Annotated in this window: 14 protein-coding genes; 9 read left to right on the forward strand and 5 right to left on the reverse strand. The window is 71.9% G+C overall.

Annotation, left to right across the window (positions count from 1 at the left end; translation table 11 throughout):
- Positions 1–8 precede the first annotated feature (8 nt).
- Entirely contained in the window at positions 9–806 is a 798-nt protein-coding gene (locus tag ACRDSK_RS15560) for a tyrosine-protein phosphatase (RefSeq protein ID WP_431441598.1), read from the forward strand.
- On the forward strand, positions 806–1,495 hold the full coding sequence (locus tag ACRDSK_RS15565) for an SDR family oxidoreductase (RefSeq protein WP_431441600.1): 690 nt from the start codon (positions 806–808) through the stop codon (positions 1,493–1,495). The genes ACRDSK_RS15560 and ACRDSK_RS15565 overlap by 1 nt, the downstream gene beginning before the upstream one ends.
- A gap of 7 nt (positions 1,496–1,502) precedes the next feature.
- On the opposite strand, the gene ACRDSK_RS15570 is transcribed toward ACRDSK_RS15565, so the two are convergent.
- Complete coding sequence (locus ACRDSK_RS15570; RefSeq protein WP_431441602.1) at positions 1,503–2,069, reverse strand: TIGR03086 family metal-binding protein; 567 nt, start codon at positions 2,067–2,069, stop codon at positions 1,503–1,505.
- A gap of 23 nt (positions 2,070–2,092) precedes the next feature.
- Here ACRDSK_RS15570 and ACRDSK_RS15575 point away from each other — a divergent pair, with 23 nt between their 5' ends.
- Positions 2,093–2,797, forward strand: a complete 705-nt coding sequence (locus tag ACRDSK_RS15575; protein ID WP_431441604.1) for a class I SAM-dependent methyltransferase — start codon at positions 2,093–2,095, stop codon at positions 2,795–2,797.
- Here the strand turns inward: ACRDSK_RS15575 and ACRDSK_RS15580 are convergent.
- Positions 2,783–3,646, reverse strand: coding sequence for an LLM class F420-dependent oxidoreductase (locus tag ACRDSK_RS15580; RefSeq protein WP_431441606.1), 864 nt, complete (start codon positions 3,644–3,646; stop codon positions 2,783–2,785). The genes ACRDSK_RS15575 and ACRDSK_RS15580 overlap by 15 nt on opposite strands.
- 120 nt (positions 3,647–3,766) lie before the next feature.
- Here ACRDSK_RS15580 and ACRDSK_RS15585 point away from each other — a divergent pair, with 120 nt between their 5' ends.
- The 5 genes from ACRDSK_RS15585 to ACRDSK_RS15605 all read left to right on the forward strand — a co-directional run bounded on the left by ACRDSK_RS15585 (position 3,767) and on the right by ACRDSK_RS15605 (position 8,116).
- Positions 3,767–4,723 (forward strand): ABC transporter ATP-binding protein, encoded by a 957-nt coding sequence (locus ACRDSK_RS15585; protein WP_431441608.1) that lies wholly within the window; start codon positions 3,767–3,769, stop codon positions 4,721–4,723.
- Entirely contained in the window at positions 4,716–5,576 is an 861-nt protein-coding gene (locus tag ACRDSK_RS15590; RefSeq protein ID WP_431441610.1) for a hypothetical protein, read from the forward strand. Before ACRDSK_RS15585 ends, ACRDSK_RS15590 begins: the two co-directional genes overlap by 8 nt.
- A gap of 130 nt (positions 5,577–5,706) precedes the next feature.
- Complete coding sequence (locus tag ACRDSK_RS15595; protein WP_431441612.1) at positions 5,707–6,621, forward strand: ABC transporter ATP-binding protein; 915 nt, start codon at positions 5,707–5,709, stop codon at positions 6,619–6,621.
- Positions 6,618–7,331 carry an ABC transporter permease subunit gene (locus ACRDSK_RS15600; RefSeq protein WP_431441614.1) on the forward strand — a complete coding sequence of 238 codons (714 nt, stop codon included), beginning with the start codon at positions 6,618–6,620 and terminating at the stop codon, positions 7,329–7,331. The genes ACRDSK_RS15595 and ACRDSK_RS15600 overlap by 4 nt, the downstream gene beginning before the upstream one ends.
- Before the next feature lie 44 nt (positions 7,332–7,375).
- A complete protein-coding gene (locus ACRDSK_RS15605; protein ID WP_431441616.1) occupies positions 7,376–8,116 on the forward strand; it encodes an HpcH/HpaI aldolase family protein in 741 nt (246 codons plus the stop codon).
- Positions 8,117–8,270: 154 nt separating this feature from the next.
- On the opposite strand, the gene ACRDSK_RS15610 is transcribed toward ACRDSK_RS15605, so the two are convergent.
- Both ACRDSK_RS15610 and ACRDSK_RS15615 read right to left on the reverse strand, forming a co-directional pair.
- Entirely contained in the window at positions 8,271–9,386 is a 1,116-nt protein-coding gene (locus tag ACRDSK_RS15610; protein ID WP_431441618.1) for an MBL fold metallo-hydrolase, read from the reverse strand.
- A 71-nt stretch (positions 9,387–9,457) separates the two neighbouring features.
- The gene (locus ACRDSK_RS15615) at positions 9,458–9,946 is read right to left on the reverse strand and encodes a hypothetical protein (RefSeq protein WP_431441620.1); all 489 of its coding nucleotides are present in this window, start codon (positions 9,944–9,946) and stop codon (positions 9,458–9,460) included.
- A 161-nt stretch (positions 9,947–10,107) separates the two neighbouring features.
- Between ACRDSK_RS15615 and ACRDSK_RS15620 the strand changes: the two genes are divergently transcribed.
- Entirely contained in the window at positions 10,108–10,554 is a 447-nt protein-coding gene (locus tag ACRDSK_RS15620) for a winged helix-turn-helix transcriptional regulator (protein ID WP_431441622.1), read from the forward strand.
- Here ACRDSK_RS15620 and ACRDSK_RS15625 read toward each other — a convergent pair.
- On the reverse strand, positions 10,551–10,939 hold a 389-nt coding region (locus tag ACRDSK_RS15625), incomplete at its 5' end, for a carboxyl transferase domain-containing protein (RefSeq protein ID WP_431441624.1). The genes ACRDSK_RS15620 and ACRDSK_RS15625 overlap by 4 nt on opposite strands.

Raw genomic sequence — 10,939 nt, forward strand, 5'->3', positions numbered from 1 at the left:
ATGGCCGGGTGGCCTGGATTCAGTTGGAGAACGCAGTCAATGCCCGCGACGTCGGTGACCTGCCGACCGACAGCGGAGCCCGGACCGTGCCGCGGCGGCTGATCCGCACGGACAACCTGCAGGACCTCTCGCCCGCCGACATCACCCGACTGGTCGACGAGCTCGGGGTGACCACGGTGATCGACCTGCGCAGCACGAGCGAGGTGAAACAGGAGGGGCCGGGGCCGCTGACCGCCGTCGAGTCGGTCCGGCACGTGCACCTGTCCGTGCTCCCGGAGAGCCTCGGCATGACCGACGCCGCCGCCGACACGGCGGTCCACACGGCGGCCGAGGCGCTCGCGATCAACCGGCGGCGGGCGGCCGAGCGGGACGGGACCGAGCTGCTGCTCTCGTTCTACCTCGGCTACCTCGAGGACCGCCCGGAGAACGTCGTCGAGGCGCTGCGCGAGGTGGCGACGGCGCCCGGCGCGGCGCTGGTGCACTGCGCGGCGGGCAAGGACCGCACCGGCGTGGTCGTGGCGATGGCGCTGACCGTGGCGGGCGTGCCGCGCGACGTCGTCGTCGCGGACTACGTCGCCACCGGCGAGCGCATCGACCTCGTGCTGGACCGGCTGCGCAGCACGCCGACCTACGCCGAGGACATCGACCGGCTGCCGGCCGCCGAGCACAGCCCGCGGGAGGCGACCATGCAGGGCTTCCTGGCCCGGCTCGACGCCGACCACGGCGGTGTGCTGGGCTGGCTCGCCGCGCACGGGTTCGGCGCGGAGGATGTCAAGCGACTGCGCGACAAGCTGCTGGAGGTCTGATGGGACGGTCGGTGCTGATCACCGGGGGCACGGGCGGGCTCGGCTCGGCGGTCACGGCGGCGTTCCTGGACGCCGGCTGGCGCGCGGTGGTGCCGTGGATCGCGGAGCGCGAGCTGTCCCGGATGCCCGAGCGCGACGGGCTGGAGCTGGTCCAGGCCGACCTGTTCGACGTGGCCTCGGCGCGCGAGTGCGCGACCGTCGCCGCGTCCGATGTGGACAAACCGCTGCGCGCGGTGGTGAACCTGGTGGGCGGCTTCGCCGCGGGCGGCCGGGTGCACGAGACGCCGGTCGAGGAGTTCGAGGAGCAGCTGCGGCTCAACCTGCGCGCCACCTACCTGACCTGCCAGCACACGCTGCCGCACCTGACCGAGGCCGGCGGCGGGTCGATCGTGTGCATGTCGACCAGGGCGGCGCTGCACCCGTTCTCCGGGGCGGCCGGCTACATCGCCTCGAAGGCGGCGGTGTTGGCCCTGGTGGCGGCGCTGGACGCGGAGTACGCCGGCGACGGCGTGCGGGTCAACGCGGTCCTGCCGGGCGTGATCGACACCCCGGCCAACCGCCAGGCGATGCCCGACTCCAACCGCGCGGACTGGGTCGCCCCGGCCGACATCGCCCGCACGATCCTGTTCCTGTCCGGCGACGAGGCCTCCCCGATCAGCGGCGCGCAGATGCCGGTGCACCGCGCCTGACCTCGGACTAGCCGGTCACCGGCCGCCGCCCGAGGTAGGCGACGAACCTGTCGATCGCCGGCGCGTCCGCGTCGACCGGTGTCGGGGCGCCCATCATGCCCGGGCTGCGCAGGGTGTCCTCCCCGAGCCCGCGCGCCATCCTCAGCGCCGCCTCGGCGAGGTCGTCGGCCACACGGACCGGCTGGCCGGTCGCGACCGCCAGGTCCCAGCCGTGGCCGAGCACCTCCACGACGGTGTACTCGGTGATGCCGACCCCGGTGACCTCGCCGACGGGCAGCGCGAACGTGTCGTCCAGCCGCGGCGGCGTCCAGTTGCGCCGGACCACGGCCCGCGCCGCGCGGAAGGCGTCGACGTAGCCGGACTCCAGGCCGGGCCCCGTGACCTCGCGCGGATCCGTCGCGCCGCCGGCGGGCAGCGCGCCGTACCAGGCGAGGCCGTCGACGAGATGCGCGACCAGGCCGTCGACGGTGAACTCCGGGCACGGCGTCGCCGCGTCGCGGTGGTCCGCGCCGACTCCCGCCACGACGCCGTCCGCCCAGTCCAGGCAGCTGTCCAACACACTGAGCACGGTCATCCGGCGATCCTATGATCGATCGGGTGGCTGACAACGGAATCTTCGCCGAGCACGCCGACACCTACGCCCGCATGTCCGTACGGAGTCCGCCCAACACCCACTACGACCGGCCGGCGATCCTGCGCCTGGCCGGCGACCTCGCCGGCAAGCGGGTCCTGGAGCTCGGCTGCGCCGCCGGGGTGCTCACGGCCCAGCTGGTCGAGCGGGGCGCCGACGTGCTGGCGCTGGACCGGGAGCCCCGGCTCGTCGAGCTGGCCCGGGAGCGCATGGGCGACCGCGCCCGCGTCGAGGTGGCCGACCTCGAGCGCCCGCTCGACGTCGCGTCGGAGAGCGTCGACGTGGTCGTGGCGTCGCTGGTGCTGCACTTCCTCGCGGACTGGGCGCCGATCCTCGGTGAGCTGCGCCGCTGCCTGGCGCCCGGCGGCGCGCTCGTGTTCTCCGTGCACCACCCGATCACCGGCTGGCTCCTGTCCGACCGGACGGACTACCACCGCACCGAGCTCATCGACGAGGAGTGGGACTGGTCGGGCCAGCGGGTCACGGCGCGGATGTACCGCCGCCCGCTGTCGGCGATCTTCGGCGCGCTGCGCGCGGCGGGCTTCGCCATCGACGTGGTCGACGAGCCGCGGCCCACCCCGGATGCGGCCGTCGACCCGGACCTGTTCGAGATCCTCGAGACCAAGCCGGTGTTCCTGTTCGTGCGGGCGCTGCGCTCAGAGGTCGGCTAGCCGCGCGGCGATCGGGGCGCCCAACTCGTCGATCCACCGCGCCGGGGCGTCGCCGGGCGGCATGACGATCGCCGTGTCGAAGCCGAGCTTCGCGTAGGGCGTCATGTCCTCGGCGAAGCGGTCCGCCTCGGTCGGCCGGGTGGTGGCGAGGAGCGTCTTCTGGATCGTCGCGAAGTCCCGGCCGACGTCGTCGCAGTGGCCGCGCAGGACGTCCAGCTTGCGGCCGAGCTCCTCGGGCGAGGACGCGAACAGGTTGCACGCGTCGGCGTACTCGGCGACCAGCCGCAGGGTCTTGCGCTCCCCGCCCCCGCCGATGAGGATCGGCGGCTTGCCGATCGGCTGCGGCACGCACAGCGTCTCCGCCAGCTGGTAGTGCTTGCCCTCGAACGGACCGGTGTTCGCCGGGTCCCACATCTGCCGGCAGATCCGCAGCGTCTCCGCCAGCCGCTCGAACCGCTCCGCGACCGGCGGGAACGGCACGCCGAGGCCGCGGTGCTCACGCTCGTACCACGCCGCCCCGATGCCCAGCTCGCCCCGACCGCCGGACAACACGTCCACAGTGGACACGATCTTGGCGAGCAGGCCCGGGTGGCGGTAGCTGACGCCGGTGACGAGCAGGCCGAGCCGGGTCGTGGACGTGTGCGCGGCCAGGAACCCGAGCGTGGTGTAGCCCTCGAGCATCGGGTCGGTGGCCGGCAGGACGCGGTCCATCTGGAAGTAGTGGTCCATGACCGACAGGTGGGTCACGCCGGCGGCCTCGACCGCCTGGCCCACCCTGGCCAGCTCCGGCGCGATGCCGGGCGGGCCGTCGGGCACGGTGAACGCGGTGATGTGCACTCCGAGTCGCATGCCGCGAGCCTATGAGCTGGAGCGCGCTCCAGCTCAAGTCGAGAGTCTCGGGGTCCCTAAGGGAGAAATCAGGGGTTGGGCCGGATGCCCCCGCCACGACACCGACCCTAGGGTTGGCCCGTGGTGCTCATCGAGACGAAGGCGCTGGAAAAGCGCTACGACAACAAGGTGACCGCGTTGGCGGATCTCACGGTCGCCGTGGAGCCCGGGATCGTCGGGCTCGTGGGGGTGAACGGCGCCGGGAAGAGCACGTTGATCAAGCTCGCACTCGGCCTGCTGGTCCCGACCGGTGGTCAGATCCGGGTGCTGGGGCTCGACCCGCTCACCGACGGAGAGGCGGTGCGCGGGCGAGTCGGCTACATGCCGGAGCACGACTGCCTGCCGCCGGACGTGATCGCGGCCGAGTTCGTCACACACATGGCGCGGGTGAGCGGCCTGCCCAAGGCGATGGCCCGCGAGCGGGCGTCCGAGACGCTGCGGCACGTCGGGCTCTACGAGGAGCGGTACCGGCGCATCGGCGGCTACTCCACCGGCATGAAACAGCGGGTCAAGCTCGCGCAGGCGCTGGTGCACGACCCCGAGCTGCTGCTGCTCGACGAACCGACCAACGGCCTCGACCCGGAGGGCCGGCGCGCGATGCTCGATCTGGTCCACCGGATCGGGACCGAGTTCGGCATCTCGGTGGTCGTGTGCTCGCACCTGCTGGGTGAGATCGAGCGGATCTGCACCTCGCTGGTCGCGATCGACGCCGGCCGGCTACTGCGCTCGGCGTCGCTGTCGTCCATGACCCGGCAGTCCGACATGCTGATGGTCGAGATCGACGAGGACCCCGAGGCGCTGATGGCGATGCTGGTCGCGGCCGGGCTCGGCGTCCGGCGCAACGACCGGGCCCTGATGGTCCGGCTCGGTGCCGGCGACGACGCCGAGGACCGCGACGAGGGCGACGACGGGGCGACCTACGACCTCATCCGCGACGCGATCGCCGACCTCGACCTGTCGCTGCGCCGGCTCGAGCGCCACCGCCACCAGGTCGCCGACCTGTTCCGGGACATGCCCGCGGAGGCCGCCCATGTCTGAGCAGAACACCGGTGTCATCCACGACATCGGCTACCAACGCTACGAGGGCCCGCGCCTCGGCCGGGCCTACTCGTCCCGCTCGCTGTTCACGCACAGCGTGCGCGGCGCCTACGGCCTGGGCCGCAGCGCCTGGGCGAAGGTGCTGCCGTTCGGCCTGCTGTCGCTGGCCGGCATGGCCGCGCTCGTGCTCGTCGTGGTCAACACGCAGCTGCCGACGGAGGTCATCGACTACGTCGGCATCGCGTCCACGTTCACCTACGCGGCGACGGCGTTCGTCGCGGTGGTGGCGCCCGAGCTGGTGTCCACCGACCTGCGCGGCAACGTGCTGTCGCTGTACCTGTCCCGGCCGCTACGCCGCGCCGACTACGCGCTGACCAAGCTCGCGGCGCTCGCCGCGGCGACGTTCGTGATGCTCGGCGCGCCGATGCTGATTCTCTTCCTGGGCATGGCGTTCAGCACCGACGACGGGATCTCCGGGGTGTTCTCCGAGGCCGGCGGGTTGCTGGTCGGCCTGCTGGCGGCGGCCATCCACGCGACGGTGCTGGCGGCGATCGCGCTGCCGTTCGCGGCGCTGACCGGGCGGCGGGTGTTCGCGACCGGCATGATCGTCGCGGTCTCGCTGCTCACCGCCCCGGTGTCCGGCGCGCTGATGGCGTTCAGCACCGGCGACGCGGCCCACCTCGCCGGGCTCGTCAACCCGGTCAACCTGCTCAACGGCGTCGACCGGTGGCTGTTCGACGGCGGCGTGATCGACATCGGATCGTACGGGCCGGTGTACGGCCTGGTCGCCCTGGCCATCGTGCTCGTCGGCGCGGCATGCACCGTCTGGCGCTACCGGAAGGCAAAGGCATGACGCACGAGCCGAGCGGCTCCCAGCCGCACCCAAGGGGAACGGGACGCAACCCGGCCACAGACACGCACCTGACCGGCGCAGCGCCAACCCGACGCAACCACGCGGGTGAAATTCGGGGAGGCGGAACAGCATGACCGCCGTAGAACTTTCTGCCGTGTCGCGGTGGTACGGCAACGTGGTCGCCGTCAACGACGTGACGCTCACCATCGGGCCGGGACTCACCGGCCTGCTCGGCCCGAACGGGGCCGGCAAGACGACCGTGCTGCACCTGATGGCGGGGCTGCTCGCGCCGTCGCAGGGCAGCGTGCTCGTCGGCGGAGACCCGGCGTGGCGCAACCCGGCCATGTACAAGACGCTCGGGTTGGTCACCGAGCGGGAGAGCGTGCCGGGCTTCCTGTCCGCGTGGCAGTTCGTGCTCGCGTCCGCCCGCCTGCACAAGCTGCCCGCACCCGAGGACGCGGCGCGCCGGGCGCTCGAGATCGTCGAGATGACCGACGCGCAGGACCGGCGGATCGGCACGTACTCCAAGGGGATGCGCCAGCGGACCCGCGTGGCGGCCGCGCTCGTGCACGACCCGCGCGTGCTGCTGCTGGACGAGCCGTTCAACGGCATGGACCCGCGCCAGCGGCTGCACATGATGGAGCTGCTGCACCGGATGGCCGAGGAGGAGGGCCGGACGATCCTGTTCAGCTCGCACATCCTCGAGGAGGTCGAGCAGCTGTCCGGGACCGTGCAGGTGATCGTGGCCGGCCGACTCGCGGCGTCGGGCGACTACCGGCACATCCGGCGGCTGATGACCAACCGCCCGCACGAGTTCACCATCCAGTCCTCCGACGACCGGCGCCTGGCGACCGTCCTCATGGGACAGCAGTCGGTCACCGGGGTACGTGTGGAGGACGGCACGCTGCAGGTGCACGCGAACGACTACGGCACGTTCACCCGGGCGCTCGCCAAGCAGGCCAAGACGTCCGGCATCCGGCTCACGAGCGTGCGGCCGGCCGACGAGTCCCTCGAGAAGGTCTTCTCCTACCTGGTGGCGACATGAACCTGACGATCATCGGCATCACCCTGCGCGCCCTGCTGGGTCGGCGGCGGGTCCTGTTGCTGCTGCCCATGCCCCTCGTGCTGATCGGCCTGACGCTGATCGGCGTGTCCGCCGACGTGTCCGAGGCCGACTGGGGACCGACCGTGTTCGGCAACCTCGGGCTGAGCGTGATCCTGCCGCTGACCGCGCTGATCGTGGGCAGCAGCGTGCTGGGCCTGGAGATCGACGACGGCACGATCACCCACGTGTTGACGAAGCCGTTGCCGCGCAGCGAGATCGTGCTGTCGAAGCTGGTCGTGGCCTGGGTGGTCACCACGGTCGCCATCGGCGTGCCGCTGGCCGCGGCCGCGCTGATCGCCGGCTCGAGCACCCTCGCCGCGGGGATCGTGGTGGCCGCGGCGGTCGGGTCGCTGGCGTACTGCGCGCTGTTCCTGGCGCTGAGCGTGCTGTCGAAGCGGCCGGTCGCGGTGGGCTTGGTGTACATCATGCTGTGGGAGAACGTGCTGGTGAGCTTCGTGGACGGGGCGCGGGTGTTCAGCGTCCGCGAGCACGCCATGACGTTCGCCGACGCGGTGGGCGAGACGCCGTTCATCGACTCGTCGGTCTCGTTGGGCACGGCCATGGTGATGTCGGCCGTGTTCATCGTGGTCGGGACGGTCGGTGCCACGCAGCGCCTGCGCTCGTTCGCGCTGACGGGCGAGGCGAACTAGGCCTTGGCAAACTGGCGGGCAGCCGTGTCGATGGGAGGCCCGCCATGACGTTCGCCGCCAGGTTGCGTGCTCGCGAGCGCGTGCTCGGCTACTGGTGCGCACTGGACGCGCCGGTAGCGACCGAACGCATCGCGCGCCTGGGCTACGACTACGTGTGTCTGGACGGACAGCACGGCTACCTCGGCTACTCGGGCCTGTTGAGCGGCCTGCAGGCGATCGACGCGGCCGGCGGTTCGGTCGGCCTGGTCCGAGTAGAGGCCAACGACATCACCCCGATCGGCCGAGCCCTGGACGCCGGCGCGGTGGGCGTGATCGTCCCGCTGATCGAGACGCCGGCGGACGCCGCCGCAGCGGTGGCCTCCGTCCGCTACCCACCGGTGGGCAGGCGGTCGTTCGCGTCCAACCGCTCCGGCCTGCGACCGGCCGAGGCCAACGAACGCAACGTGGTAATCGCGATGATCGAGACTCCCACCGCGCTGTCCGAAGTAGACGCGATCTGCGCGACTCCCGGGCTGGATGGTGTCTATGTGGGCCCGTCGGACCTGAGCCTGGCGGTAGGCGGCGCGTACCCGATGGACCCGGCGGTATCGGAGAAGTTCGAATCGGCGGTCGCCCGAATCCGCGACGCGGCCAAGCAGGCCGGGATCGCAGCGGGAATCCACACCCCCGAAGGCGCCACAGCGGCCCGTCGCCTGGCAGAGGGCTACACGTTCGCCACCATCGCCTCAGACCTGAACCACCTGGAACAGGCAGCGCGGAACCACCTGGAATCCGCAAGAGGTTGATCGGGCCCAACGAAAGAGCGCCAACCCAAAGCACAGCAGTAAAAACCCGGGCGCTCCCAACCACAACACAAACGCAAGGGCGCCAAACCAGCGCAGCGAACAGCACAGAACCGCGCGCACCGGCCCCCGGCTCTCCCTCCCCCAAAATCCCGAGTCAGGCGACCCGCCGCCACCACCCGACATCGATCGAACCCTCGACCCCAACCGACTCCCCGGGCCGAGGCACAGCAACCCGAACATCAGACCCGGCAGCGGCCAACAACCGCTCCACGGGCTCGGACCAAGCGTGCGGTGCCAGGTTGAACGTCCCCCAATGAACCGGCACCAACAACCCGCCACCCACCGCCCGGTGAGTGGCCACGCCCTCCTCCGGAGTCATGTGGATGTCCGGCCAGTACGGGGAATAGGCGCCGATCTGGATGAACGTCACGTCGAAGGGCCCGTGTTCCTCGCCGATCTCGCGGTAGCCGTCGAAGTAGCCCGAGTCGCCCGTGTAGAAGATCCGGTGGTCACCGCCCGCCACCACCCACGACGCCCACAGCGTGCCGTTGCCGCCGGGGCGTAGGCGGCCCGAGAAGTGCCGCGCGGCGGTCGCCGTCAGGGTGAGGCCGTCCACCGTCGTCTGCTCGTTCCAGTCCAGCTCGGTGATGCGGGTCGCCGGGATCCGCCAGCGTTCCAGGTGCGCGCCGACGCCGAGCGGCACCACGAAGCGGGTCCGCGGCCACAGCTCGGCGATGCGCCGGATCGTCACCATGTCCAGGTGGTCGTAGTGATCGTGCGAGATGACGACCGCGTCGACCGGCGGCAGTTCCGCCAGCTCGACGGGCACCGGGTGCAGCCGGCGCGGACCGAGCACAGTGGACGGCGACACGCGCTCGCTCCACACCGGATCGAACAGCAGGCGGCGGCCGTCCAGCTCGACCAGGACCGTGGCGTGGCCCAGCCACGTCGCGCGCAACCCGTCCGCCGGCGGCGCCTCGAACGAGGGCACCACCAGCGGCACGGGCTGGGACGGCTTGCGCGTCTCCTTGCCCAACCACATGTCCCGCAGCACGCCCGGCCCACTGGACGGCGGCGCGATGCTCGCCGGCACCGTGTTGTGGAACTGGCCGTCCCGGAAGTGCGGCGACCGGCGCATCCGCGCCAGCCGCTCGCCCTCCGGTTTGCCGCCGATCGCGGCCGGCACCTGCCACCCCGCTCGCATGATCGCCGCCCCGGCGCCGACCGGCACCAGCAGCGCCGAGCGCCGCACCACGTCGTTGAGCCGCATGTCGTGTCCGTCCTCTCTCCTTGCCATCGATATTGCCTGGGATTTGCTGAGGACGGACTGAGAAGTCGGACTCAGGCCTTGCGACGACCGTAGAGAACCAGCACGGCACTCAGCAGGATGAGGTTCTTGACGACGAACTCACCCTCGGTCGTGAGCATCACCGGGTTGCCGTCCTGGAAGGTGACGTCCGGCTGGGTGACCAGGGCCAGGAACGTGCCGACCAGGTGCGCGAACAGCAGCGGCAGCACCACCCGCAGTCCGGTGTTGCACAGCAGTGCCAGGCCCAGCAGCACCTCGACGACGCCGAGGAACGGGACGAACCAGGACCCGGCCACGCCGGGTATCCAGTCGACCGTGCCGGCCACGAACTCGCCGACCGGTGTGTCGTTGGTGATCTTCAGGGCTCCGAACCAGAGGAACGTGATCGCGAGGCTCACCCGCAGCGCCGGCAGGCCGGCCCGTCTGGCGAAGGCGAGGAAGGCGTTCTCGGCGGCGGCCAGGGAGCGGGGCGCAGGGCGTGGCGCGGCGGCGGGACGGGGCTTCTCGGTCGTGGTGGTCATCTGTGGATCTCCTTTCGTCGAGGAGAATGTTCGCGTTCGGCAGGGGTCCGGCGCGTCCGTTGCGCGGCGACATTCGCGCTGCTCAACCGGGGTGAGCACGGCGCGGGCGGGCACGCCGCCGGGAGTAGGTGGACCTACCGGCGGCGGATTAGCATCGAGGGGTGACCCAGCCGCACTACCTGCCGGAGGACTGCTCGATCGCCCGCACGCTCGGGCTGGTCGGCGAGCGCTGGACGATGCTCGTACTCCGCGAGGCGTTCCGCGGTGTCCGCCGGTTCGACGACATCCGCGCGAACACCGGGGCGCCGCGGCAGGTCCTGAGCGCGCGGCTGTCCGTCCTCGTCGAGCACGGCGTGCTGCGCCGCGAGCCGTACCAGGTGCTCGGGCAGCGCGCCCGGCACGAGTACCGGTTGACGCGCAAGGGAATGGACCTCTATCCGGTGCTGGTGTCCCTCATGCGGTGGGGCGACCGCTACCTCGCCGACTCCGACGGCCCGCCGGTGGAGCTCACCCACGCCGGCTGCGGCGCGCCCGTCGACGTGACGCTGCGGTGCGCGGACGGCCACCTGCTCGACTCGGCCCGCGAGGTGCGGCCGGTAGAGCGCTAGCGCGTCGCGATCCCCTGCACCACGCCGAGTTCCAGCAGCTCCGCGGGGCGCAGCCGCAGCTGGCCCGCGAGCTCCGGAACCGACTCCGGGTCCCGCTTGAGGATCGCCGCCGCCAGCTCCGGGGCGATGACCGAGAAGTACGCGTCCGGCGCGATCCACAGCCGGTCCGGCGAGCACAGCGCCAGCGCGCCACCCGAGCCGCCCTCGCCGATCACCAGCGTCGTCACCGGCACCCGCGCGGCCGCGATCGTCGCGAACAGCTCCGCGATCGCCGGTCCCGCGCCGGCGAGCTCGGCGGCCGGGGACGCGGCCGCGCCGGGCGTGTCGACCAGCGTCAGCACCGGCAGCCCGAGCCGGTCGGCCAGCCGGACCAGCCGGCTCGCGG

This window comes from Actinophytocola sp. (genome assembly GCF_050699915.1).
Classification (GTDB): domain Bacteria; phylum Actinomycetota; class Actinomycetes; order Mycobacteriales; family Pseudonocardiaceae; genus Actinophytocola.